Origin of the sequence: Dyadobacter sp. SG02 (genome assembly GCF_900109045.1) — a bacterium.
Classification (GTDB): Bacteria; Bacteroidota; Bacteroidia; order Cytophagales; family Spirosomataceae; genus Dyadobacter.
In genome coordinates, this window is record NZ_FNYL01000006.1 from 438,868 (window position 1) to 462,542 (window position 23,675).

Annotated in this window: 23 protein-coding genes, 1 other RNA gene and 1 pseudogene; 14 read left to right on the top strand and 11 right to left on the bottom strand. The window is 46.2% G+C overall.

The genetic code is table 11. The features are described 5' to 3' along the window. Positions 1 to 7: 7 nt before the first annotated feature. Positions 8 to 1,048 carry a tetraacyldisaccharide 4'-kinase gene (gene lpxK / locus BMW93_RS17135; RefSeq protein ID WP_090378671.1) on the bottom strand — a complete coding sequence of 347 codons (1,041 nt, stop codon included), beginning with the start codon at positions 1,046 to 1,048 and terminating at the stop codon, positions 8 to 10. 67 nt (positions 1,049 to 1,115) lie between these two features. Between lpxK and BMW93_RS17140 the strand changes: the two genes are divergently transcribed. Further along, entirely contained in the window at positions 1,116 to 2,216 is a 1,101-nt protein-coding gene (locus BMW93_RS17140; RefSeq protein WP_090378674.1) for an o-succinylbenzoate synthase, read from the top strand. On the opposite strand, the gene hemF is transcribed toward BMW93_RS17140, so the two are convergent. From hemF to BMW93_RS17160, 4 genes are all read right to left on the bottom strand, one after another. Continuing rightward, entirely contained in the window at positions 2,184 to 3,095 is a 912-nt protein-coding gene (gene hemF, locus BMW93_RS17145) for an oxygen-dependent coproporphyrinogen oxidase (RefSeq protein ID WP_090378677.1), read from the bottom strand. The genes BMW93_RS17140 and hemF overlap by 33 nt on opposite strands. Before the next feature lie 108 nt (positions 3,096 to 3,203). Further along, entirely contained in the window at positions 3,204 to 3,638 is a 435-nt protein-coding gene (locus BMW93_RS17150; RefSeq protein ID WP_090378680.1) for a PepSY-like domain-containing protein, read from the bottom strand. Positions 3,639 to 3,715: 77 nt separating this feature from the next. After that, positions 3,716 to 5,188 (bottom strand): M56 family metallopeptidase, encoded by a 1,473-nt coding sequence (locus BMW93_RS17155; protein WP_090378684.1) that lies wholly within the window; start codon positions 5,186 to 5,188, stop codon positions 3,716 to 3,718. After that, the gene (locus BMW93_RS17160) at positions 5,181 to 5,555 is read right to left on the bottom strand and encodes a BlaI/MecI/CopY family transcriptional regulator (protein WP_090378687.1); all 375 of its coding nucleotides are present in this window, start codon (positions 5,553 to 5,555) and stop codon (positions 5,181 to 5,183) included. Before BMW93_RS17160 ends, BMW93_RS17155 begins: the two co-directional genes overlap by 8 nt. A 135-nt stretch (positions 5,556 to 5,690) precedes the next feature. Between BMW93_RS17160 and BMW93_RS17165 the strand changes: the two genes are divergently transcribed. The 3 genes from BMW93_RS17165 (at position 5,691) to BMW93_RS17175 (ending at position 10,245) form a co-directional block, all read left to right on the top strand. Continuing rightward, positions 5,691 to 7,994, top strand: a complete 2,304-nt coding sequence (locus BMW93_RS17165; protein WP_090378690.1) for a TonB-dependent receptor — start codon at positions 5,691 to 5,693, stop codon at positions 7,992 to 7,994. 234 nt (positions 7,995 to 8,228) lie between these two features. Further along, positions 8,229 to 8,600: a transfer-messenger RNA gene (gene ssrA / locus BMW93_RS17170) on the top strand. Between the two features lie 439 nt (positions 8,601 to 9,039). Further along, the gene (locus BMW93_RS17175) at positions 9,040 to 10,245 is read left to right on the top strand and encodes a site-specific integrase (protein WP_255372351.1); all 1,206 of its coding nucleotides are present in this window, start codon (positions 9,040 to 9,042) and stop codon (positions 10,243 to 10,245) included. Here BMW93_RS17175 and BMW93_RS17180 read toward each other — a convergent pair whose 3' ends face one another. Further along, entirely contained in the window at positions 10,246 to 10,485 is a 240-nt protein-coding gene (locus BMW93_RS17180; RefSeq protein ID WP_090378696.1) for a hypothetical protein, read from the bottom strand. A gap of 66 nt (positions 10,486 to 10,551) precedes the next feature. Between BMW93_RS17180 and BMW93_RS36280 the strand changes: the two are divergent. Both BMW93_RS36280 and BMW93_RS36285 read left to right on the top strand, forming a co-directional pair. Next, positions 10,552 to 10,666: pseudogene (locus tag BMW93_RS36280) on the top strand (alpha/beta hydrolase); the annotation flags it as partial. A 1,304-nt stretch (positions 10,667 to 11,970) separates the two neighbouring features. Beyond that, entirely contained in the window at positions 11,971 to 12,141 is a 171-nt protein-coding gene (locus BMW93_RS36285) for a YWFCY domain-containing protein (RefSeq protein ID WP_143061669.1), read from the top strand. 164 nt (positions 12,142 to 12,305) lie between these two features. Here BMW93_RS36285 and BMW93_RS35710 read toward each other — a convergent pair whose 3' ends face one another. Further along, complete coding sequence (locus BMW93_RS35710; protein ID WP_218147701.1) at positions 12,306 to 12,476, bottom strand: hypothetical protein; 171 nt, start codon at positions 12,474 to 12,476, stop codon at positions 12,306 to 12,308. Between the two features lie 58 nt (positions 12,477 to 12,534). Between BMW93_RS35710 and BMW93_RS17185 the strand changes: the two genes are divergently transcribed. The 5 genes from BMW93_RS17185 (at position 12,535) to BMW93_RS35840 (ending at position 15,054) form a co-directional block, all read left to right on the top strand. After that, entirely contained in the window at positions 12,535 to 12,729 is a 195-nt protein-coding gene (locus BMW93_RS17185) for a hypothetical protein (RefSeq protein ID WP_090378699.1), read from the top strand. Positions 12,730 to 12,842: 113 nt separating this feature from the next. After that, positions 12,843 to 13,295, top strand: a complete 453-nt coding sequence (locus tag BMW93_RS17190) for a hypothetical protein (protein WP_090378702.1) — start codon at positions 12,843 to 12,845, stop codon at positions 13,293 to 13,295. A 448-nt stretch (positions 13,296 to 13,743) separates the two neighbouring features. Beyond that, positions 13,744 to 14,241 (top strand): hypothetical protein, encoded by a 498-nt coding sequence (locus BMW93_RS17195; RefSeq protein ID WP_090378705.1) that lies wholly within the window; start codon positions 13,744 to 13,746, stop codon positions 14,239 to 14,241. A gap of 26 nt (positions 14,242 to 14,267) precedes the next feature. Beyond that, complete coding sequence (locus tag BMW93_RS17200) at positions 14,268 to 14,666, top strand: hypothetical protein (RefSeq protein ID WP_090378708.1); 399 nt, start codon at positions 14,268 to 14,270, stop codon at positions 14,664 to 14,666. A gap of 121 nt (positions 14,667 to 14,787) precedes the next feature. Beyond that, on the top strand, positions 14,788 to 15,054 hold the full coding sequence (locus tag BMW93_RS35840; RefSeq protein WP_229240530.1) for a hypothetical protein: 267 nt from the start codon (positions 14,788 to 14,790) through the stop codon (positions 15,052 to 15,054). Positions 15,055 to 15,350: 296 nt separating this feature from the next. On the opposite strand, the gene BMW93_RS17210 is transcribed toward BMW93_RS35840, so the two are convergent. The 4 genes from BMW93_RS17210 to BMW93_RS17225 form a co-directional block, all read right to left on the bottom strand. After that, on the bottom strand, positions 15,351 to 17,498 hold the full coding sequence (locus BMW93_RS17210) for a M4 family metallopeptidase (RefSeq protein WP_090378711.1): 2,148 nt from the start codon (positions 17,496 to 17,498) through the stop codon (positions 15,351 to 15,353). A gap of 139 nt (positions 17,499 to 17,637) precedes the next feature. Next, positions 17,638 to 18,012: a hypothetical protein gene (locus tag BMW93_RS17215; RefSeq protein WP_090378714.1), complete on the bottom strand. Its 375-nt coding sequence runs from the start codon at positions 18,010 to 18,012 to the stop codon at positions 17,638 to 17,640. Positions 18,013 to 18,660: 648 nt separating this feature from the next. Beyond that, a complete protein-coding gene (locus tag BMW93_RS17220; protein ID WP_090378717.1) occupies positions 18,661 to 19,086 on the bottom strand; it encodes a hypothetical protein in 426 nt (141 codons plus the stop codon). Positions 19,087 to 19,138: 52 nt separating this feature from the next. Next, positions 19,139 to 19,522 (bottom strand): hypothetical protein, encoded by a 384-nt coding sequence (locus BMW93_RS17225; protein WP_090378720.1) that lies wholly within the window; start codon positions 19,520 to 19,522, stop codon positions 19,139 to 19,141. Between the two features lie 565 nt (positions 19,523 to 20,087). Between BMW93_RS17225 and BMW93_RS17230 the strand changes: the two genes are divergently transcribed. The 3 genes from BMW93_RS17230 (at position 20,088) to BMW93_RS17235 (ending at position 23,400) form a co-directional block, all read left to right on the top strand. Beyond that, positions 20,088 to 21,242 (top strand): TlpA disulfide reductase family protein, encoded by a 1,155-nt coding sequence (locus tag BMW93_RS17230; RefSeq protein ID WP_177194113.1) that lies wholly within the window; start codon positions 20,088 to 20,090, stop codon positions 21,240 to 21,242. Positions 21,243 to 21,611: 369 nt separating this feature from the next. Then, positions 21,612 to 22,199 (top strand): hypothetical protein, encoded by a 588-nt coding sequence (locus tag BMW93_RS35200; protein WP_143061665.1) that lies wholly within the window; start codon positions 21,612 to 21,614, stop codon positions 22,197 to 22,199. Positions 22,200 to 22,227: 28 nt separating this feature from the next. Beyond that, positions 22,228 to 23,400, top strand: coding sequence for a hypothetical protein (locus BMW93_RS17235; RefSeq protein WP_143061666.1), 1,173 nt, complete (start codon positions 22,228 to 22,230; stop codon positions 23,398 to 23,400). Positions 23,401 to 23,675 lie beyond the last annotated feature (275 nt).

Sequence of the window (23,675 nt, forward strand, 5' to 3'; positions counted from 1 at the left end):
GCCGTTTTTAAAACCGGTGGCCGGTCTGTGAAGTGAGCCATTCCAGAAAGGCGCCTTCCTCGTCCCCGAAATCCACGGAAACCGGAATGTACGCAAAGCGTGCTGCGTAGCCTTTCGATGCAACCAACGGTTTTAATTTGACCATATCCTTTTCAGTCGTGACCACAAAAGTATCGTTTTTTAAGTTCTTAATAAGGTCTTCGACGTCACTTGCCGTGTAATTGTAGTGATCGGGAAAGACCTTCTGGTCTGTAACGCTGAATCGGGTACCGAGATATGCGGCGAACGGCTGTGGATTTGCGATACCGGCCGCCATTTTAACATTCTTTAACTGAACCGGCGTTTCCTCGTACGTCCGCGGGACGTCGTACCGGGTGGTGGCGAAGAAAACCGGCACGCAGGTGCGGGTATAGCGGCCGATACTGTCAATGATATTTTCTTTTTCTGAAAGACCGAGTTCTGCGGGGCATTTGGTCACGATCACCACATCGGCACGCTGTGCGCCGTGCCGTCTTTCGCGTAACCGGCCGGCAGGGAAGGGGTGATCTTCGTAAAATGGCCTGTTGTAATCGTTCAGCAGGATATTGATATCCCTTTGAATGGCGCGGTGCTGGAATGCGTCGTCGAGCAGGAGCAGTTCGACTTCCGGATGCTTTTCATGGATTTTCAAAGCGCCCTCCACCCGTTTTTCGCAAACGGTAACCAATGCTTCCTGCGAGAATTTGGTATAAAACTGAAATGGCTCGTCACCGATTCTGGCGGCAGTGGCATTATTATCTGCCTCTATAAAGCCTTTCGTTTCGCGGCCATAACCTCGGCTCAGGATTGCGACCGGTATTTGTTTTGAAAACAGGCGGGTAAGGTATTCGATCACCGGCGTCTTGCCCGTTCCACCTACGGTAAGGTTGCCTACGACGATGACTTTTTGTGATACTTTTTGGGAATGGAGGATACCCTTGTCGAACAGAAAGTTGCGTACGTCGGTGATGGTACCGTAGATCCACGAGAGGGGCAGCAATGTATTTTTTATCCAGGGCAGCTCTTTCATCCTGGTGCATAATTACGTAAATTTTGTCTAATATTGTGCCCCTTTTAAAATCTGACACCGCAAAATCATGCCGTTAAAAATTGTGTATAAGCCACATACGCTTCATTTTCGCAAGGAAGCGGGCACCTCTCGCGGGGTACTTACACAAAAAACATCCTGGATCGTCATCGTAACCGACCCGGAGAAACCGGGCGTTGCCGGTTATGGCGAATGCGGGCCGCTACCCGGCCTGAGCGTCGACGATATCCCCGATTTCGAGGCACAACTGGCAGATGTTTGCAGCATTTTCAACGAGCTCGACCTGGACGTATTTCCATTCAACCTGAGCATTATCCTCGAACAACTGATCCCCGAAAACCTGCCTTCTATTCGTGCGGGTATGGAAATGGCGCTGCTGGATATCATGAACGGAGGGCAGCGTGTCCTTTTCAAAAATGGTTTTTCCAACAGCGGCGAGGGTATTCTGATGAACGGGCTGATCTGGATGGACTCCTACGAAAACATGCTCGCGCAGGTGGAAGAGAAGCTTTCGCAGGGTTTTACGACCCTTAAAATGAAAGTAGGTGCCATCGATTTCGAGCAGGAATGCCGGATACTCGAAGCCGTTCGGAAAAGATTTGATAAAAACACGATTACATTGCGCGTAGATGCCAATGGCGCATTTACGGCCGACAATGCAAAGGAAAGACTTGAAAGATTGAGCGCTTTCGACCTGCATTCCATCGAACAGCCCGTAAAGGCCGGCCAGCATGAACTCATGGCCGAACTCTGCGCGACATCGCCGGTGCCGGTTGCTTTGGATGAAGAACTGATCGGCATTACCAGCTATCGCGAGAAGTTCGCATTGCTGAAAAAGCTCGCGCCGCCATTTATCATTCTTAAACCTACCTTACTGGGCGGATTCACGGCCACTACCGAATGGATCGAAATCGCCAACCGGCTGCATATCGGCTGGTGGATCACTTCCGCATTGGAATCCAACATTGGTCTGAATGCGATCGCGCAATTCACGGCGTCGTTCCACAATGCGCTGCCGCAGGGATTGGGCACGGGCCAGCTTTATACCAATAACTTCGAATCCCCGCTGACGGTCGAAAACGGACATTTATATTACCGGAAGGAAATAGCCTGGGAACTACCAGGCCATGCCCTTGCGGAGCCAGCCTAAGGTTTCAGCCTCCGGCGAGCCCGGTTCAGGAATGAAGTTGTATTCCCAGTTGGCCTGAGGCGGCAAACTCATCAGGATCGATTCCGTTCGCCCGTTGGTTTCCAGGCCGAATTTCGTACCGCGGTCCCACACGAGATTGAACTCCACATAGCGTCCCCTGCGCAGGTATTGCCATTGTTTTTGTTCTTCCGTAAATGGCTTTGCGGTATATTTTTGCATTAATGCCGTGTAAATCGGCGCAAAGCTTTCACCTACTTCTTTTACAAACTCAAAAAGCTGCGTTTTCGACAGGCCCTGGCCATTACCCGGCTCGTCGGGTTTGAGGTAATCGAAAAAAATGCCTCCTACGCCCCGGGTTTCGTTGCGGTGCTGGATGAAGAAGTAATCGTCGGCCCAGCTTTTGAACTTGGGGTAAAAATCGGGGTGGTGCTTGTCGCAGGCCGATTTTAATGTCTGGTGAAATGCGCGGGCATCTTCTTCCACGACATAATGCGGTGTAAGGTCGATACCGCCACCGAACCAGCAGGTACCATTATCCAGTTCGAAATAGCGCACGTTCATATGTATGATAGGCACGTGCGGGTTGTGCGGGTGCATCACGATCGACACGCCCGTGGCCGTAAACTGCGGACTCGCGTCTTCGGCCAGGTTCATCTGAGCGCGCAACCGGGGGTGTACTTCGCCCTTTACGCTCGAAAAATTCACGCCGCCCTTCTCGATCACGGCGCCGTTCTGAATCAGGCGCGTGCGTCCGCCACCGCCCGAATGGTGTTGCCAAAGGTCTTCATGAAATAGCGCACCGCCGTCGGTGGTTTCGATGGCTTTGCAAATGCGGTCTTGTAAATCCTTGAAAAACGATTCTATATCTTCAACTGTCATAGTCGGGTGTCAATGCTTACGAGCCGCAAAAGTACGATAAATAGCGCTGCCGGGACACAAAAAAAGCAGGGCAACCCGCCCTGCTTTTTGAATTCAATATACATCTATCTAATCATCAATACGTAAGAAAGTGCCGGCGAGGTTGAATACCAGCTCCTTGTTGTTCGACAGCCGTACCTCCTGGTCGGTGCGGTCTTTTTCCCAATCGGTAATGAACGCGTCGGGATAATGCTCCTGTACATATTCGAGCACTTTCAGCGGGATTACCGTATCGGGCAGCTTTTCGGTGCGACGGCTTTCGATGCTGTAACAATCTCCTTTTTTATCGAATTCGAGTTTAACCTGATTATCCAGGATCACGTCGTAGCTCGTTTCGAGGTCGTCGCGGTCGCGTACCACCTGGTTTATACGTGCTTCCGGGAAATGGGCTTCGATATAATCCTGTGCATTGACCGGCAGTTTAGTTTCGTCCACTACTTTTTCGCAGTCGCAGGCCGTCACGACAAACAGCAGAAAGGCCAGAAGGAAAGCCAGTTTTTTCATAATCGTTGTCAGTTAAATTGAGTGTTCGTTTTTGGTTCTGACAACTGAGCTGCGGGTTTCCCCCATGACGCCCGTTATTATTTTACCTTTTCCGACGCTTCTTTCGGATGGAGCCAGCCCATTCGGGTGATTATGACGCGATCATTGACACGCTTATCATAGGTTTCGTCGAAATAATCGTTCGTCGTAAGATCGAGCTGGTATTTGTAGCTCCTGCCTTTCAATGCCTTACCGTAGAGTTTGCTCAAATCGTATTCGGCAATGTCGGAGTATTTATATTTGTTCAATTCCGAGTTGGGTACGTGCTTTTCATTCAACCATATTCCGAAAACTTCCGGTCGCTTCCAGTTCTCGAAGATCTCCGGGCTAGGGGCTTTTTTTACCGGAATGTCCATTCGAAAGACCGAGATTTCTTTGGCACGAACCTGCTTTTTTTGTGTCTCGCTCATTCGCTCATATACAGCATACAGTAGATTTTCATCCTCAGTGTTCAAATCAATGTGGCGGTCCATGCGACCTTTTTTATTTTTTACAATCCTGGTATTTTTTTCGATTGTAGTGAAGAAATCCTTCATTTCTTCCTCCGAAACAGCCTCATTGCTTGCAACATGGGCATTATCGGCCCTTTTTTCTGCACTGGAAGCAGTTTTGGATGCCGGTTGCTGCGAGTATGTCTTTTCGGCAAGAGCAAATGCCAATACCGGTAGCAGCAATGCAACCAATGCCTTTTTGACAAACTGAATGCGCAGGTTAATGTTCATCGTCATCATGGCTAATCTTTTTTTGGTGACAGGATAATTGAAAGAACTGGTAAGGAAATTCGTGCGCCGGGCGAGCAGGGTGTCGAGTAGCAGCAACTGGTATTCGCCGACATTGGTATGGCCGGTCAGCACGGCTTCATCTGCAAGGAACTCGTGATTCAGCCGGATGGCGCGGCGATAAAGCAGCAGCAGCGGGTTGAACCACCATAATGCGATCAGCAATTCGGTGAAAAGGATATCCAGCGAATGCATTTGCCTCGCATGGGCGAGCTCGTGCGTGAGGATCTCTTTGGGAATGTCGTCGTTATCGAATGCTTTTTGGGGTATAAAAATGAAGTTAAAAAAGCTGTAAACAGGCGTGTCGCCGGGTGTGAGTACCAGTTTTGCATCCTGAAAGGGAACAATCCGGCGCCCTGACCTTGATTTTAAAACGGCCAGCATTTGAAAACCTGTTCGAAGCAGTAATGCAGCCGCGACGAGCCCGTAAAGCAGCCAGGGAAGATAGGCCGGGACGGTTGTGCCCTGCTGCATTTGCGCACGAATGGCTTGTGGTGCGTGCGCCGAAGTTGCGGTGAAAACCTGTTGAACCGGCACATTGTCCGTAACCAATTCTTCCCCTCGTTCAGCAGGCATTTCGATGCTGATCAGTGGTAAAAGCAGCGAAAAAAACATCGCTGCCAGCAGGTAAAACCGGTTGAACCGCAGCATTTTCTCCCGTTCCAGGAACAGGTAGTACACCGCCAGCAGGATACCCGAGCAGACGACGGATTTAATAAGATAACTAACCATTTTGCTTGCGTTTGATTTCTTCGTCGATGATGTTCCGTAATTCTTCGAGCTCCTGCGTGCTCATACTCGTGTCCCGCGCGAAAAACGAGCCGAACTGTGCAACGGAGTCATTGAAGAAGTTTTTGATGATACCATTCACATGTTTGGAGAAATAATCCTTCTTCTCGACCAGCGCGTAGTATTCGCGCGAGTTGCCGTAAGTTTTGTAAGCGACAAACCCCTTGTCCTGCATCCTTTTCAGCAGCGTTGCCACCGTCGTGGTGGCCGGTTTGGGGTCGGGGAAGCATTCGATCAGGTCTTTCATGAAGACCTTCTCTTTTTGCCAGATGTATTCCATCAGTTGTTCTTCGGCTTTGGTGAGCGACATGATGAGCGTGCTTTGTTCTACAATAATATATTATACTCTACAAATGTAGAGTTAAAATTGAAAAATAAAAATACCCGGTGCAACGATTCGGCCTATTTTTGTAACTGATAGTTTTGAATATCATCTGACCACCTTATGATCCGCATACTTTTACTATTCCTCTTTTCCACCAGCCTTCTTTATGCACAGGAATTTACCTCCGTCGTACGCGGGAGCGTGAAGGACGCCGACACCGGCTTGCCACTCGCCCGTGCCACTGTGCAACTTGACGACAAAGGCACTGCGACCGACGACGCCGGTCTGTTCCGTTTTGAAGGCGCGGGAGTGGGACGGCATGTTCTGAAAGTATCGTTTGTAGGTTACCAGACGCTGGTGGTTTCGGAAATTCTGCTCGAATCGGGCAAGGAAAACGTGCAGGAAATACGGCTCAGCGCCACTGGCCGACAATTGCAGGAAGCGACGGTATCGGGCAGCAGGCCGCCGGCATTCAACAGCGTGCAGGCCATTACCGCCGAGCAAACCCTGCGTTACGCGGCTACCTACCTGGACCCCGCCCGCGTTGCGACCTCATTCGCGGGTGTGGCCGCAGCCAACGACCAGGCCAACGGGCTGGTAGTCCGCGGGAATTCGCCAAACAGTATGCAATGGCGGCTGGAAGGGGTGGAGATCGTAAATCCGAACCATTTGTCGAATGCGGGGACGTTCAGCGACAGGCCGACGTCTACCGGTGGCGGGGTGAATATCCTGAGCACCCAGTTGATGGGGACATCCTATTTCATGAGCGGGCCGTTTCCCGCACAGTATGGGAATGCGACGGGGGCTATTCTGGATATGAATTTGAGGAAAGGCAATGACGAACGCACCGAATTTACCGGCCAGGCAAGTCTGATCGGTCTTGATATTGCAGCGGAAGGCAGGCTCTCAAAGAAGTCCAAAGCGTCATATCTGGTCAATTACCGGTATTCTTTCACGGGACTCTTGGGGGCGATGGGCGTGAGTTTTGGCGGAGAGGATATCCGGTTTCAGGACTTATCATTTAATCTCAACTTTCCGACGGCCAAAGGCGGCAAGTTCACGATTTTTGGAATGGGCGGCATTAGCGAAAATACTTTTAAACCCGATAAGGACACTACTACCTGGGAGTTTGAAAAAGATGGCCGTTATGTACTCTATAAAAACAAAATGGGCGCTGCGGGAGCAACACTGGATCAGCCGGTCGGCCGGCGGGCATCCCTGCGGACTGTGCTGGTGGCTTCGGGACTTAATACTTCCCGGAAGGCTTTCCAGGTCGACCCGGTTACCATGCAGAATCGTGAACTGCTTGGGAATGATGGCATTGTAAATGGCAAAATTTCATTCAATACAACACTGACTTACAAGGTAAACCCCGGTATAACCTTCAAGGGTGGCGTATACATGACCTCGCAGCGGTACGAGACGCCTCCCGTATCCCCCAACCCCGAGGTGAAATCGTGGTATATGCAACCGTTTGTAAACTGGTCGCATGTGATGGGCGCATTCGTGGCCGACGTCGGTTTGCATGGGATGATCAGCCGGGTAAGCAGTCCTGGAACGAAAATAAGTGCGCTTGCCGAACCGCGTGTGAGTTTGAAATGGCTCGCTGCGGCCGATAAGCAGCTGAGTGTGAGCTATGGGTTGCACAGCCAGTTGCAATCTCCGAATGTGTATTCGTCGGCCTACGGCATGACCGATATGGGCCGGAATTTTGATCTGAAACCGACCCGGTCCCATCAGATAACGCTTGCTTACCAGCAATTTTTCAAAAAAGGCAGCAGTCTGAAAATTGAAGCGTACTGGCAACACCAGTTCGATGTGCCGGTCGGCGCCGATATGCGCGATAATTATTCCACCGTAAACCTGATTGAAGAGCGCCCGAATGTGCGGTTATATAATGAAGGGACTGCCCGGAATTACGGTATGGAAGCCACATTTCAAAAATACCTGACCGACCGTTTTTATATGCTCGTGTCCGGCTCGCTCTACCAAGCCACCTATACCGACTACCTGGGCTTGCGGCATGACAGCCGCTTCGACGGCGGCCACACGTTCAGTCTCACCACCGGCAAGGAGTTTAAAGCATCCCGTGGTGGTTTGTGGGGCGTGAATGCAAAAATTTTGTGGCTCGGCGGTTTCCGCGACAAGCCGATCGATGCGGAATACTCCGCCGTTTTGAAACAAACTATCTACGAATACCAGAGTGCCTACACGGTTAAAATGAAAGACTACTTCCGCCCGGATCTGCGGATTTACTGGAAAAAAGATCGCGCGAAATATAACCGCACGCTGGCGATAGACTTGCAGAACGTTTCTGGCACGAAGAATGAAGCCTACCGGTATTTCGATACGCGGCAGAAGCGGGTAGTGGTGCAGCATCAGTTGGGTTTAATTCCGGTGGTTAGTTATCGGGTTGAGTTTTAATGATTGAATGAGCCGCCGTGGAACGGTGAATGCGCGAATGATTGAATGAGCCGCCGTGGAATGGTGAATGCGCAGTTTGAACGGGAAATTTTTTCTGGATTTACGCGATTGCATGTCAGTTGATTAGGTGTGTTGTTCCGGAATTTTCAACTGCGGTATGAACTTTCTCGTGTTGAAAAATGTAACCTTATTCGCAATCAAACTTTGGCTTTGTCCGAATGTGCACCACCAAATGGGGGTGACTGGAATTGACAGCGGGCTGAGGGCTTGTGTGTAAGCATGTCGGGAGTTGAGAGTACCTCCCGTAAATAATATTCTCAAACAATAACTGGCGAATCTACTTACGCCATGGCTGCTTAATCCGGAGGATTAACCAAATGCCATCATCTCTCCACCTCACGTGCTGCCGGGTGGATCCAGAGGTGTCGAACCGTAGCGCTGGTTGGTATATTGATGCGTAAAACCAACGAGACCCTAGTATCTAAGGCTTAGACGCGGGTCCGCCGTGCACCTTGTCTGGCTCGAAAATCTAATCACGGATAAGCATGTAGAAGGCGCAGGTTTTCCCTGTTCTGGACCGGGGTTCGACTCCCCGCATCTCCACTGATTGAAATATCAAATCTTACAAAAACCCGCAAAATTAATTTGCGGGTTTTTTGTTACCCGCAGATTTCGCAGCAAAACCCGAGGGACGAATTAGGGACTGAGAAAAATACGGGAAGGTAAGTGTTTGAATACAAGTTGATTAAAGACGGGGTTCGACCCCCTCCGTCTCCACTCCAACGAGTTTCAAAACTTCAAAAAGCCCGTAGATCAATGATTTACGGGCTTTTTGTTTGGTGCTTACCATCCCAAATTTTGCAAAGTTTAATAAAAGCAACGGGACGAATTCGGGACTTGAATCCTGATTTTTTTTCCGTCCCTTTCTCGTCCCTTTTGACGATGTAATTATTTGATATGCAATAACATGTGTAACAAATGAACATCTTGATTTAACGAAATGTGATTTCTAGTTTTAAACAAAAAAAGAAGGATGGAAGCAAGTATGACAATTTTGTTCTCGGTCAGACAATCAAAAATCAATCGCAACAACCAACTGCCTATTTATATGCGGGTAACTATTGGAGGATTAAGATTTGAAGTAGCAACTGGTAAGTTCGTATCACCGGACAGGTGGCTGTCCAATTCAGGAAAGGTGAAGGGCGCAACTTTGGAGGCAAGGGAAGTCAACGCATACTTAGATTCATTGTCTGGCAAGGCGTATGGCATTCAGCGGGAAATTGTTCAGGAAGGGTCCTTAATGAATATTGAAGTCTTTAAGCAGAAGTGGCATGGAGAAGATCAAAATATTATTGGACTCCTGACTATTTTTCAAGAACACAACGCGAAGATCAGAAAACTGATAGGCTTGGAATATGCACATGCGACTTACCAGCGGTATCAGACAACTCTTAGGCACACTCAGGAATTCATTGAATGGAATTTTAAAGCCAAAGATGTCGATGTTCGGAAGCTCAATTTTAGATTCATATCGGACTTCGAATTTTATTTAAAAGGTGTAAAAAAGGTTGGTCACAATGCGACGATGAAATACCTGGCAAACTTGAAAAAGATTGTACTCATATGTGTTAAGAATGAAATCATACCGAAGGACCCGTTTTTTGCCTTCAAATTTGCTAAGCATGAGGTAGATCGGATAGCACTTACCGAGCATGAATTAACGGCGGTTGCGAGTAAAGTATTCGTGACCCCGAGATTAGAACAAGTAAGAGACATCTTCCTATTCTGCTGTTATACTGGACTAGCTTATGCGGATGTCGAGAAGCTTACCAGAATGGATTTAGTGGAGGGACGTTCAGGCGAAATATGGATTAACATAAAAAGACAGAAAACTGACACAGCATCACGGATTCCGCTTCTCCCACCAGCATTGAAATTGTTGAAAAAATATGAGGGCCAACTAGAAAATTCAAAGAAACAGCTCCTTCCAGTCCTGTCAAACCAAAAGATGAATGCTTACTTGAAAGAAATTGGTGACGTATGTGGAATTGTGAAACCAATTGCATTTCACCTCGCGAGGCACACATTTGCTACAACAGTTACGCTTTCAAACGGGGTTCCAATTGAAACCGTTTCAAAGATGTTGGGTCACCGCAGCTTAAAAACCACCCAACTTTATGCAAAGATTTTGGATAAGAAGGTTAGTGAAGATATGCAAAAGTTGTCAGAGATTATTGGCGCAAAGTACTGATCAGGAGATAATTACAAATTTCACAAACAAACTCGGCAAACGGGCAGCTAAATAAGTGGCCCTAGTATTTAAGGATTGTTTGAAGCCGCCAAAAGCTTCCGGCATAATGGCGGCTTTTCTATTTTCTGAGACACTCAAATGAAGCCACCGGGACTTTCGCGCGTTTATTCCTTTTCCTTTTGGCTGATGGAGGGCCGCTGGTAGAAGGGCATTCTTTTCCTCGTTTTCTTTGTTAAACATTCATTTTATGGGTAGGCGAGAGGAAGATGAACAAACAAATCTTCTACCTTCTAACATGTAAAGATCATGGCTCATAATCTCAATTTTAACGAGAAAGCTGGCGAACATTCATTCTTTTCGGTTAAGGAAAAAGCATGGCACGGCCTGGGGGCGGATTGTTGATCTATATCCAACCAGCGGATAGGCAATTGCGTCGGCAGGTCTGGATTACCAGGTTCAAAAAGCAACTCTGCTAGTTAGTCTGCCGTCCGGCAAAATAAATCAATATGGGTACACAGGACCTTTCGGCGGCTATTTCGCAACTGTGCGGACAGACACGAATGCGGTCCTGAGGGTTTCGGCTTTTCACAGGCAGAGTTGGCAAGGCAAATAAACTCTCACCGTTTCATTGTAGGGCAAGTGTGAGTGGGACTAAGTGAAGCCTACTATTGATGTGGTCAAAAAACCGGCTTATGTACTTAATACCACCGTGGGCTATCAGATGGGGGAAACCGAGGACAGGGAACTTCTAAAAGACACTTCCATGACGAAGTGGCTAAATGATATTGCAAAGTTCCGGAGATCGACAAAAAAACACGTATCCTATACTATATGCGCTCGATGCCATGATCAATAACGTCAAAACTTAAAGTGATTCAGCGCGTGTATGTCAGCGAGTCACTTTTGTGATTGCTACTCTACGTTGGCAAAAAATCCGGTTGACATACATGAAAGGTAGGCATGGAGAGAGGAAGAGATTCGAACTCTGTTGTAACTAATTAGATATGAGTATATTAAAAAGACTAAATTTTACCTGCTCTCGATTTGCTCACCTCGATTCGTGATCGAGCGATTGATACATTAAAGTTACAAAAAACGACCAGTCAAACCAAAAATCATGTCTGAGATTCCGGAAGACGTTTTGACAGACAAACTCGGCAAAGCGCAACTATCCAAGTGGCCCTATTCGTTCCTGCTTTGATTTCCTTACTTCACCCGCTACCGTCATTACTGCAAGATTAAATCTTCTTACCAAGGGATTTCTCCGATTTCGGGACTGCTCTCCTCACTGAAAATTTACCTGTTGATTCGTCTCTCCAATCAATGCATGCATCGCCAGAAAATGTGACTTTTTAACATTAGGCTTTAAAGCATTACAATAACGGTGCGCCGCTATGCCAAATGTTCGTGCGAGTCAGCCTGTTTTAGCCCGAGGTCAAGACCCCGCACTCTCCTCATTTACCGATCCAAGATTTTTAGTTCACCATAATGGAATCGTCCCAGTACGACACTTCCTCGAACGAATCCGACTCACTTTTCGACCCGATCAAACAGGGCGACCACGAAACATGAAGCCGCCGATCGAACAAGCGCAGGAATAGAAAAGGCGTAGGTCAATCATTCTAATCACGAATTTTACGGCATCAAATACTGGCGAAAATGACCTTAGTCTTCGCAAAAATTACGGATTTGACTGGCCCATTAGCCTGATAATTTTTTGTCTTCATTTCAACTTTTTTCTGTTATAATGCTTTCGAACAATGGCACTTAACCTCCGCCATTTCCGACAAGGTATTGGCAAAAATTGCCCACGCTGGTTTGTCGAGGGCGGAACTGGTCGGAAAAGGCCGATACCTAATCGTCGGTTTATCAAACTGCGGGGCGGTCAAAGCTTGAAAAAATCCAAATGTGGAGATTGTGTCGCTTTCTTGCAAAAAAGGGATTTTTCTAGGATGCTAAAAGGTCTGTCGCATAATAGATTTTATGATAAGGACGAAAATTAGACGCAAGGGCCGAAGCAAAATATTTGCACAACTTAGAAAAGTACAATAATGAGCCTATCACGAGTAGCACCGTTGTTTTTTGCCTTCGGGATGGCGTTGTTTCTGTATGCCGCCGTGATTTTGTACGCGCTTAATTGCGAATTCGACATGGAGAGAATGCCGTCTTTTCTTGTGGTATTGCTCATCTCGTTCGCCTTCATCGGTGCGGGCTGGTTTTTTCAAAGCCATCCAATGACGATTTGTACCGGATGCCGCAGGTACACAACATTTACAAACAAATAGAATTATGGGAATAACAGAGATCCTTTTTTTAGTAGGTGCGGCAGCAGGGCTAGGTGCCATGTTACTTGTTTTTCAGCTTTTTACTGCTTCGATGCCGTTTACCAAGAATAGTAAAATCATTCTGGCGGTTTTGGTGATTCTTACAGTCGGGTCCCTGGCCGTTGGGAGCTATCTACGAAGTGGCGACATCAAGCAGTAGCAGACCGAAGCCAACCAGTAACGTAATCACGGAGAAAAATGATTGGATTCACGGTGAAATTTAAAACTGCGCTTTGAGTAGCAATCAGTTCTCGTAACAAACTAAGTACAACTATGAACCTGTCATCTATCACACTTCTCATTTTAGCTTTTGCGACGGTATGCACACTGGTTGCCGCCGTTGGATTTTATCGAAGTTATGCCCGATTTGAGAATGCACCGGATAAAGTTCGCCCCTATTTGATACTCGCGCTCTGTTCTGTACTTCTTATTGGTGCCGCTGCCTATCTTCGGAGCACTGAGGCCAATACGGAAACAGCGCTGAATAGTTCGGAGGTTGATCCAGCCTCGTTAGAGGTTTCGCTGCCTGATCTTGTTAAAGATAGGTACGTGGGCGAGTGGAAAGCGCCGCGAGGAAAGGCGGGTATCGAGATTTATGAGGAAAATGGCGGCGTTTTCGCAAAGTTCTGGCAAGGTGACATTATACCTTTGAAGTTTCAGCCGGACGGCCAGTATTACGGAAGGCACCACAGCGCTCGGTCCGATGCCGCTGATCATTCGCGATGATACGCTGCAATACAGTCAGTCGAAATATATCAGGGCGCAAAACTAACGGGCAATCATGAATGGTGTTTCGAGATCACTGGTCCGAATTCTGGTCATCGCCACTGGCGAGAAGGAGCTGACACCCTGCGAGGAAATACTGCGGCATGGGTGCTGGTGGCCGGGCTGGTGCCGTTTGTGCTCCGGGCGAGCATCGTTCTGATGATCGGTACGGGCGTTACGCACCGATCTTTGTTCACCGAGGATGTATTTTTTTATAGCAGGGCAATTATAGGTAGTGGTCTGCTCGGCTTTGGCCTAACGCTGGCTGTAAGGAGAGTAAACCGGGTTTGTGATCCGGATGTGCCTGATCGGGGCGGGCATCCTTTTGATTGGCCCCTTATTAGAGCTACTGACGGTGATACTTGACTTGTCGAGCACACAACAATTTTGATTGACTTTGAATCCAGCAATGAAGAAAGACCAGGAAGACCGACGATTTCCTTTTAAAAAAGGCCTTATGGAAATAATTGATCAATTAGGTAGCAATTCCCCGGCCGGTGGCCCGGAAAGCCAAAATGATCTAAGCCAAACTGAGCGGGATGAAAAGATAGTCCAAATTTATCAGCAACTGTTGTTGTTGGAAGGCTCCTCTGCGGTCAGGATCGCATCACACGTATTATGGTTTGTGGTAATTTTCCAGATTCTCACGGCGGTACTGGAACATCTGAGGATTATCAATTCTTCGCCTTTTATCAACAATTGCCAGATTGGACTCCCATTGGTTGGGGGCTTGAGGTTGATCCTATACGGCGTTTACCTATTTTGGCGGGGCATACCCGGCAAACCGGTCCGGCAATGCCTGATCATGGCTTTGGCACTTTTGGGTAATGCGGCCCTGTTCTATTATCAGGATTTCTTAACGAACGTCGTGACTTTAATCCTCGGTTTGCAGTTTGGTGGGAAGTGATTACTATTTAACTTAAATCGCGTATTATGGATTTTCACACAATTTTCAATGACCGGCTGCGCGCGAAAGCACTTGATGAAATGAGCGTCAAATTGAAGAACGGATGGGACCTCACTGTGCATTTTGAACAGCCTTTGATCAACCATACTGAATTGCCTATTGGTGGGACGGAAAAGGAGTTCCTTGACAATTGGGAGCACAATAAATCCATTTTCAATAGGGACCTGGCACAGGTTGTAGACGATTTTGGTCTTGCCGCACTCATTGCGTCTGTCACTCAAGAGAACCAGGCGGGAACCGAAGGTGATGCTTTCAAGCCGTCGGTTTGGTTTCATAACCTTGAAACTTCTCTGCCCTTCACATTCATTCGGTCTATCGACTTCCGATCTAATGAAAAGTTGATTGAGGTTAAGTTAGATATCTAGAATATATCGAACACGAATTTTTATGAAACCGAACTAATTGATTTCGAGGTGGATTGGAAGTCTCCACGAAGTAAGGGGCGCATCCATATTGACATTTTATTTCACCAATAACGTTTTTCAAATGAAGATACCGCAAATCAAATTTTTCACACCAGAAGAAAACGCGCCGCTGGCAGCGAAGTCAGTAGTGAAGGCGAAGCCGACCGGCCATATTTCGGAATCGGGAATGCTTATTTTCCCCAAGGCTACACTAGAAGAGATTGGAGTAGAACCACAAACAGCTCTCTTCAAAATTGGAACGGCAGAAGGGAAGCGGAAAATTAAGTCATTGTATCTGATCCCTACCGAAGAGCAAGCGGGATCATTTGCATTTACGAGAATTGGGTGAGGTTCGGGAGTAGCGTTGCCGGTTATTTTGAAACGGGGCGGGATAGACTACGGAGCAGTAAAGCATATTTTTACTGTCAGTATATTCAATTACTCCGAGGGGGTAGTTGGTTTTGAGTTGGCGATAGAACCCGAAGCACCAAAAGAGCCATACACCGGCAACCCGAGGGGCAGAAAACGAAGTTCAATGGTAGAAGAGAACGTCGTCTAGATGTATTGATAGGTGAAATTTGTCACTGTGTAATAGACGAAGGCTACCTTTTTAGGTAGCCTTCGTCTATTACACAGTGACGCTATTTATTTGACTACTAGTGTTTTCTTCACTTCAATACCGTTTTGGCGTTTTACAACCACAAGATAATTGCCGCTAGTAGCACTCTTTAGTTCAATTTGCTCGATATGTTTACCTGCCCCGTTTAAGTCCTTATTAAAAAACTGTTTTCCTTGCATATCGAGTACTGATAGGTTGACAGGGCTTTTGTCTTTTAATGTCAGCAGTACCTCAAACTTACCATTATTTGGGGTTGAAGTAAGTTGAAAATCATCGCTTTCTTCATTCTGCGAAATCTCTTCTGCGCTCATTCTTCCACCGCCTGGACAACCAGATCCCGTTCCAACACCGACTGCGCCCCATGCTCTTCCGACCATTCGGAATTCTGTCGAACAATTCCCGTAAAGATTTTGAGCTGCCAATAGAGTTGCTGCTCTGGCATCAGCATAGTCATCATTGCTTAACATATAACTTCCAAATGCGAGGTAGAAAATCCTTTCGGCCCGATCAAATGGAATCGCGTTGATTGTAAAACCGTTTCTACTTCCCCCTGCAACGAGCAAATAGAACATATTATTCATTACTCCACTGTTTGTATGTACCCCGTAACTATCACCAGGATCATTAACTGTGTCATGCCAGAATGGTCCGAGATATGTATTAGGCTGCGGGACACGACCAAGTGCTGGTTCAAATGGAATACTTCCTGGGTTTTGCATATCCCGGAAGTGCCTGTTTGTTCCTACATCCTCTCCCATAAGCCAATTCCATGATGTCGGTAAAGTTCTACGCTCGACACAATAGGCGAAAATATCCGAAATTGATTCATTTAGTGCACCCGGCTCTCTTTCGTACACCAAGCCAGAGGTATAACTTGTTATGCCATGAGTTAATTCATGGGCGATAATATCCAATGTCGCACAATCAGTTCCGGTCCAAGACTGGATGCCAATCAGCTCGCCACCAACCCCCGTGGTAAAAGTTTTCCAATAAAAGGGCCCCAAAAAGCCCAAATTTGGTTCATTTTGTGGGATATTGGGAATAACAACTCCTGATCTTCCAATGTTTCCTGGACCTTGTCGGCCATGAACGTCACGAAAGTATTTGTACGATTGCTGAAATGCCCAGTGGGCTGTAGTCGCGACTTGCTGGTTGGTGCCCCACGAGGAATTAGGGTTCGTAATATAAGGCATACTAGATCCCCAGAAAGTGCTCCATCGAGTATTTTGGTCTGGACTAAATACGTTTGATGTTGAATAGTTTTTAACAACATTATGCTGTATCCACCAAGAGCTACCATTTGACGTTTCCAAAAATCTCCATTCCAGACTTTGTGTTGGTGCGGTATTAATCCATGTTTCTAAACTTACGTTAGTACCGTATCTCGCCCGGGTTGGCGTAAATGTAGCACTGGATGGGGGAAGAAAGGATTGGCTCTTGTTGAAATTGAAGCCCTTTGAAATTAGAGGATTTATTTGAGAGCTACCTATCTGATCCCGGTGTGAATGATTTGAAGCAAAACACCTGTAAATTGAAGGCGTTTTTTTGATAAGCTCGCCTGTATCGGCATCGAGATAGGCAATATACGCATCGAAAGGTTGGGAATCAACGACGTTTACTTTGTAAGCTAAACGCAATGATTCACCTGTGAAGTCTTCAATGTTGCTTCGAGTGATGATTAACTCAGGTGCAAGCGAATCCTGCACTGTAATTTTACCTTTTTCACTACGCGACAAAAATGTGCTAAGTATCTCCTTTGGGCTTTTTGCCTTTGCCACATCCAAGTTAACATCGGTAATTATTTTCCCATTTGCTGCTTTGACTTTTCCTTCTTTGGAGTGTACTAGATATTCCAAGCCCTCCATCTTCAACTTTTTGTAAAAGAGCTGATACCTGGCGTGAGTCATGCCTGTTGGATCTTTTTCTTCTTTGACTTTAATGAACTTTAGGTTTGGATTTTGTTTTAAACCCAGATCTTCTGCATATCTCGTAAAAAAGCTTGATGTGTCCACATCCGCTTTGAACGTTAGCCAGGATTTAGATATCAGAGTATCAGCGTCTTGGAGGATTTTACTTCCCTTTGTCGAGGCGTACTTGGGTTGGTACCGATTCTGAGAAATAGCCTGTACGGATAGCAATAGGCCAACAACTACGAAGTAACATAGTTTCTTCATAAAAAATGATTGATTAGGTGGAACAACTGATTACGGCAAATTGATCTTAATCGAAATGTACTAGTCACGTTAATTATGGGCGCTATCCTTTCTGACTCTTTAAAGTATTTTCATAGGCGGTCTTGGTTTGAGAAATTGATTACTTTTTAATTAACTCTTTTAATTGAAATGAGATACTTTGAACTGTATTTGGCTGGACATCATCTACTTTGCACTGCTTTTTAACATCTCCGCTTACGGTGTAGTTAAATGTGGCTGAATCTTTTGCTACTTCCCAGGAAGCATCGACTGTACCGCATGCTTTGACGGCTAACAGATATTTTTCATTCCCTTCATTTGTTCGCTCGATTGCAAAATAGCCATCACCTACATACGCAGCATTTGCTTTGTCAATAGTAAGCTCAGTAGTTCCATCACAACCACAATCTGGCTTCTTTTCATCGTCCTTACATGATGAGAAGGAGAGTGCAAGAGCCACTAGCGTGGCTTGGGAAATAATCGCTAACTTTTTCATATCAATTCAGTTTAGTATGTTATTTGTTTACAAGCGGACACATAAAACTAGCTATTGGTTGTAACTTATGCTACAAAATTTATAAAAAAACTTCGTTGGGTTATTCGAATGTTTCCATTGAATTGTATTAATCGGTGAAGTAACTAGGCTCAAATTGACCGAAATTGTCTGCTGGATACAGTGTCTTTGAATCAGATATGGGATTTTTCGGTAAACGCACAGATGACGGAAAGAAGGTTGTGGCTGCCGAATGAAATGCCAAATTCAGATCATGATCAGAATGTTTGGCGTTGAAATGGAGAATAAAATATCGAAAAAATTGTGTTCTGCGTGGGTTACTGCCAGCCGTGAGAAATAAAAAGGCACGGGGCGTCGCCGAGAATATTTGACGTGTTAGTTTTCTATTTATGACAGCCTGTCTTAGGGCTAGAAAGCGGTTTGAAACGAGCAACATCCAAATTGGGAGTTCGATGAAAACCTTCGATGGTTTACACCCGTGAATAGTGGTGGGCCGTGGCATGGCTTTCGAAGATTTGGATTATTTCCGTGGAATATTTCGTATGTGAACCTTCTGAAATGAAGCCTACTGAATTTGCATAGACGCCAAGATGTTCTTCGAATAGCGTTTTGCGATAGTGGCAATATTATTTACGGAACTTTTAACTGAATCGCGGTTAAATCGATATAGTAACCATAGGCTCCGTGTATGTCTGGTGACGTTAGGGCACCGTAACATTCTTTACGCTTATAAGACACCGTGACCCTTAAACCTGGTTTCCTGAAATCAACGGGTACAGACATTGAATCCCGGCAAGGGACTAATAAGTTCTCACCAATACTGAATGACGCTCCATCAAAGTCCTTTGGTTCAATACTTAACATGTATTGATCAGGGCCTTGGTTACCACCAGGAGGCTGGTTGCCGATACGGTAAACGACAACGGCTTCTATGTTTTTCATTTCTTTCTTAACTCTCTTACTTTGGCAGTCGCATGGCCCCGTCTGTTTATCAGGGTCTTTGCATTGAACATTTAGATGACAGGCAGTCACTATCAATGCGAATCGGGCTATCATATTTGCGATCGGTTTGAAAATGTGGCTGTTCGGAGAGAATTACTGAAATTCATTATAGCGAGGTCTTACCACTAACCTTGGTTATGTGGCATTGATCAGCTTTGAAAACATAGTTTTCCTGAACGACAACTTGGTTGCCGCGTTTGCCCATAAACCGAAAACTATCTTGTTGATTTTTCAGCTTGGTCTTATACTTGTCATCCAGGACGACGTAGTATCCCTGGCGGAAATCAGAATTTGCGTTGATGCGAATCGTATCTGAATTTGACAACCGAATTGTGAACGATTCTGTCAACAGAGCTCCTGGCACGAAAAGTGTCGTTGACCGAAATTCTTCTGTGCAATTCACGCGTCCTTGGGCCTGCTCGTCCTTGCAGCCAGATAGTGACATTGCTACGAACGATACGAGACGGTCTATGGAAATTTGATTACCCATGGTGCTATTGGTGTAACAGATATTGCTTTGACATAAATGGCCACCTAACCGTTGGAATTGCAGAAATATCTAAGAGCATTAATCATGACATAAATTATATCTATGCGATTGAGGAGTCAAATCATTCGGTCGTATTTCTGTACTCTCACGACAGCTTGACGCTAATCGACTTTAGTGGCGATTATTGCCGTTTAGCGGTACAGATTAGTGGTACATGAAAACAAGTTACGCTATTTCGCGACCTTAGGGGTTTAAATGTAATTTTAAATGCTTTTAGATTTTGAAATGTAGGACGGACGAACATTCGCCCCAGTTAACATTGCAAAAAAGGTATGTCCGGAAGGCCGGAGAATGGAAGAAAGATCAACCAACACCTACATTTTGCCTGGCGTCGGATTGACAGCAGGTGGACCGTCATGTATGCGGCTAATGGCTATTGGTTTATTAGTTTTGTAACCACTGTATATTTAAAAGTTTTCTCTACCTTCATGGTATTGTCCTGGATTATCTTTACTAGGGTCAATTATAAGCGATTTCATGCATGCCATCTAACCGTTTCCGAGCCATGAAAAATCTTCACCACTATTGCCGATCCGCTTTCGCATTTTTGTTTGTTCTTGCCCTTACAGGGCGGGTAGCCCGCAGTCAGGACATTACATTTGCCATAAAAGGAAAAATCGACCCTGGGCACAACCAGAAAACCGTCCATATCTGGTATCCCGATCCGACCAACCTGGTGGGCGTCAAAGATTCTGCGATGCTGCATGACGGGAATTTTGTGTTCAAGGGCACCATTAAGGTTCCCGGTAAGGCCATTATGTATACCAAACCCGATTACAGCAATCTCGAACTATATGTCGAGCCGGATACGATTTCGGTTATCAGCCAGGGTGCATTAAGCGAGGCCGTTGTTACCGGAGGTCAGGCGAACAAGGATTTCAGCCAGCTTGCGATGATGTTGCGGCCTGCCATTCAGCAGCTTTCAGATACCTACAAGGCGTATGGCGACGCCAAAAAGGCATTGCCTGCCAATGCCGATAAGAAGGAATTCGAGGCCAAATGGGAGAAACAGATCGAAGCCGCGCGGACGGGGCGGGCCGATGTGTATCGTGAATTTATCCGGAAAAGGCCGGCCAGCATCGTCAGTATTGGGGCCGTGAAGTCTGCTGGTGGCTTTACGCCGGATGTGAATGAGCTGAAAAGCCTGTTTGCGAGCCTGGATAAATCGGTTCAGGATAGTCGCGCGGGCGTATATTACAAGGAAGAGCTCGCCAAGCTGTCGCGCACGAGCATTGGTGCGGTGGCGCCGCAGTTCGTTCAGGCAGATACGGCCGGAAATCAGGTGTCACTGAATGATTTCCGGGGCAAATATCTTTTCATCGATTTTTGGGCCAGCTGGTGTGGGCCATGCCGCGCGGAGCATCCCGGTTTGGTGAAGGTGTTTGATCAATACAAGGACCGCAATTTTACCATTCTCGGGATTTCGCTCGACCAGTCGAAAAACAGGGAAGCGTGGCTCACGGCGATCAGGGCGGATAAGCTGGCCTGGACGCAATTGTCGGATCTAAAAGGCTGGTCCAACGAAGTATCGACCCTTTACAACGTCGAAGCGATCCCTAAAAACTTTCTCATCGACCCCAACGGCAAGATACTCGCCACAGATCTGAAACCCGACGCTCTGGGCGCGCATTTGGCCAAGCTGTTTCCAAATCCTCGGTAGGCAAATAGTGTGACAATAGCAAACCGAGCAAGATTTCTAAGGCAGATCTACCGAGAATATCTGGCTCCCAATCATGTACAATCTTCCGGTCATCCCCTTCTCCGTTACTGCGGCGCTTTCCGTTATCCATATCAGCGCGTTTGAGAATACAATTTAATAAAAAGCGTAAATAATTGAATTGCTTCCTTTTAGGCCGGCTTATGAATAGAAGAATCAAGCCGGGATGTTCGTTTGAGAACTTCATTGGTGTGCAGCGAAGTTACGTCGTACTGTGTCTTGTTTGCTGTTATTGCTTGACATAGAAATTTACATGAGAATACTTAGCCGCATTTTTCCATTGCGCTTATCATTATACCGACCTGTCAGTGTATGTCCCAGGGGCAAGCTCGATGGAACTACGGATTGTCTGCTCATAATTCGATCGAGCGTTATAATATGACGTATAACACTTTGTATGTTGACCGGCCTAATACTGCATCTAAAGGATCGGTCAAATCAGCAATTGCTGGTGGCGTAGGTATTTGGGTAGAACGGAAAATTCATAGCTTTCTGGCGGTGTCTTCCAGATTGGATTATCATTCAGTGAGGATAGATGAAGAGTTTTTTTCCGGATGGTATATTAAAGTTGGTGGTGGGCGAGAATATCAGGAATGGCATCGTTCCATGTCGCTATCGTTAGTTGGAAGGGGCTACTTGCCGCTAAAATCGAAACTTAGGATTAATATCGATGCTGGTCTGAAAGCAGATAGGATTGTTAATTTCCGAAGCCGCTACTCTCATTTTGATTTTCGGAACTGGAATCATCCTTACTTCTCAAATTTGGCAACTGGGTGGGTTGCTCGCGTAGGAGTTCGCCGAAGCAGTATGACATTGAATGCCCATTTCCGGCTCAACCGAGATGCTAAGTCAAAATTGTACGCTCAGCGGGTAACGATATTGCATCATTTTGTTATTTGACCTTACAATCAACTTCTACTTTTTGTATATGAAATTTCTATACACTGCCATTTTTTTGTTGACAATCCTAGATGCGTTTGCGCAGGTGGAAAAAGGACACAATATTTATTCAGGTAATTTGTCCGTCGATTATTGGAATTTCTCGCAGCCCGGATCTAAAACTGCAACCTGGAACCCACGCTTAGGTTTAGAAATACATCATTTTACAAAGCCTGGCCTGGCGATTGGTATCGAATTAAACCACCGATACTTTTCCCAGTCGATGAACTTTGTTGAGAACGGTGCATCAAGACCCGGACGAGGACATGAATTGTCAGTTATACCCCAGATCAGAAAATATTGGAAAGTCTCGCCATTCTTTGTCTATGCAGGGGCGGGATTAAATCTCTCCCGATCTTCACAAAAGGTCTATTTTGAGGATGAAAGTGTAAGATACTCTGATTATAAGTATAAAGCTTTCGGCATTGTACCCCAAGCACGTCTTGGCATTCTGTATCCCATCAACAAACGTTTATCCATCGAAGCCGCGGCAATATCGAATGTCTATCCTGCTTCATTTGAAAGGCTACAACTCGGCTTAGTAATCGCTTCTAATGGTGATAATGCCAGGCAGGTCAAATCCATGGACGGTGTTTTGTCACCGGGGCGATGGATCTTGTCAGGTACTTTCAAGTTTAGTTATGATGAAACGCGCAGTTATGACCAGGAAGTGAGTGAGTATTATGAAAATTCGGGAACGCTGGTGCGGGTCGGGACAGGTGTTTTTATTTCAGACAGGATTCTGATAGGAACAGATTTTACAGTTGGTTTTCGTGATAGTGCTATAAATGACCAGGTTTCCGTAGGAGTGATGAGTAATGGCTCGAAAAAGCCTTGGTCTTTTGGATTACGCCCTTATTTGAGAAAGTACCTGAGTGATATGCGCTTGGTACCTTATTGGGAAGTGGGCACAGGTTACAGCCGGATAATGGGCGGAGTCGGTGCTACGAATACTTATTCGGCCGATGGAAGCTTTGGTTTAGCCTATATTTTCGGAAGGCGCTGGCTTTTACATGCAAAACTGGCTGGGATGACGGTAGGGTATAGTAGCTTTCCAAATAATAAATCAGAGAACGCGACATTGCTGGGCGGTGAGAAGATTTCGGCGCTTTTTGACGCGAGCCTTAAACCTGCAATAACTCTCGTGTATGCTTTTAAGTGACTCACACGAATTACTTGTCGCAGTCTTTCTCAAATCTTGTTGTGAGAAGTTTCACTTAATGATTTGAGTTGCGTTGGTTTCACCTGACGCAAAGACGGAATTCTCCGTCGTTATGGATGTTTGCCATAAGCTCATTGGCTGTCCGAGTAAGCATTCCAAAGCTAACACTCTGTCTTTTTTCACCATCTGATCCAATCGACTCGATGATCTAAAAAAGCCCAGGCAAAAACTGCATCTTTCGATCTTTAGGCCAGATGTAGGAGGGGACTTTCCTA

What these genes read in the sequence shown, in the direction of transcription:
- lpxK (WP_090378671.1), bottom strand. Translation starts at nt 1,048, where the DNA reads ATGAAAGAGCTGCCCTGGATAAAAAATACATTGCTGCCCCTCTCGTGG.
- BMW93_RS17140 (WP_090378674.1), top strand. Translation starts at nt 1,116, where the DNA reads ATGCCGTTAAAAATTGTGTATAAGCCACATACGCTTCATTTTCGCAAG.
- hemF (WP_090378677.1), bottom strand. Translation starts at nt 3,095, where the DNA reads ATGACAGTTGAAGATATAGAATCGTTTTTCAAGGATTTACAAGACCGC.
- BMW93_RS17150 (WP_090378680.1), bottom strand. Translation starts at nt 3,638, where the DNA reads ATGAAAAAACTGGCTTTCCTTCTGGCCTTTCTGCTGTTTGTCGTGACG.
- BMW93_RS17155 (WP_090378684.1), bottom strand. Translation starts at nt 5,188, where the DNA reads ATGGTTAGTTATCTTATTAAATCCGTCGTCTGCTCGGGTATCCTGCTG.
- BMW93_RS17160 (WP_090378687.1), bottom strand. Translation starts at nt 5,555, where the DNA reads ATGTCGCTCACCAAAGCCGAAGAACAACTGATGGAATACATCTGGCAA.
- BMW93_RS17165 (WP_090378690.1), top strand. Translation starts at nt 5,691, where the DNA reads ATGATCCGCATACTTTTACTATTCCTCTTTTCCACCAGCCTTCTTTAT.
- BMW93_RS17175 (WP_255372351.1), top strand. Translation starts at nt 9,040, where the DNA reads ATGACAATTTTGTTCTCGGTCAGACAATCAAAAATCAATCGCAACAAC.
- BMW93_RS17180 (WP_090378696.1), bottom strand. Translation starts at nt 10,485, where the DNA reads ATGTTTAACAAAGAAAACGAGGAAAAGAATGCCCTTCTACCAGCGGCC.
- BMW93_RS35710 (WP_218147701.1), bottom strand. Translation starts at nt 12,476, where the DNA reads ATGGCTTTGAAAAAACCAGCCCGCACCGATGAAGGCGAACGAGATGAG.
- BMW93_RS17185 (WP_090378699.1), top strand. Translation starts at nt 12,535, where the DNA reads ATGGGAATAACAGAGATCCTTTTTTTAGTAGGTGCGGCAGCAGGGCTA.
- BMW93_RS17190 (WP_090378702.1), top strand. Translation starts at nt 12,843, where the DNA reads ATGAACCTGTCATCTATCACACTTCTCATTTTAGCTTTTGCGACGGTA.
- BMW93_RS17195 (WP_090378705.1), top strand. Translation starts at nt 13,744, where the DNA reads ATGAAGAAAGACCAGGAAGACCGACGATTTCCTTTTAAAAAAGGCCTT.
- BMW93_RS17200 (WP_090378708.1), top strand. Translation starts at nt 14,268, where the DNA reads ATGGATTTTCACACAATTTTCAATGACCGGCTGCGCGCGAAAGCACTT.
- BMW93_RS35840 (WP_229240530.1), top strand. Translation starts at nt 14,788, where the DNA reads ATGAAGATACCGCAAATCAAATTTTTCACACCAGAAGAAAACGCGCCG.
- BMW93_RS17210 (WP_090378711.1), bottom strand. Translation starts at nt 17,498, where the DNA reads ATGAAGAAACTATGTTACTTCGTAGTTGTTGGCCTATTGCTATCCGTA.
- BMW93_RS17215 (WP_090378714.1), bottom strand. Translation starts at nt 18,012, where the DNA reads ATGAAAAAGTTAGCGATTATTTCCCAAGCCACGCTAGTGGCTCTTGCA.
- BMW93_RS17220 (WP_090378717.1), bottom strand. Translation starts at nt 19,086, where the DNA reads ATGATAGCCCGATTCGCATTGATAGTGACTGCCTGTCATCTAAATGTT.
- BMW93_RS17225 (WP_090378720.1), bottom strand. Translation starts at nt 19,522, where the DNA reads ATGGGTAATCAAATTTCCATAGACCGTCTCGTATCGTTCGTAGCAATG.
- BMW93_RS17230 (WP_177194113.1), top strand. Translation starts at nt 20,088, where the DNA reads ATGAAAAATCTTCACCACTATTGCCGATCCGCTTTCGCATTTTTGTTT.
- BMW93_RS35200 (WP_143061665.1), top strand. Translation starts at nt 21,612, where the DNA reads ATGTCCCAGGGGCAAGCTCGATGGAACTACGGATTGTCTGCTCATAAT.
- BMW93_RS17235 (WP_143061666.1), top strand. Translation starts at nt 22,228, where the DNA reads ATGAAATTTCTATACACTGCCATTTTTTTGTTGACAATCCTAGATGCG.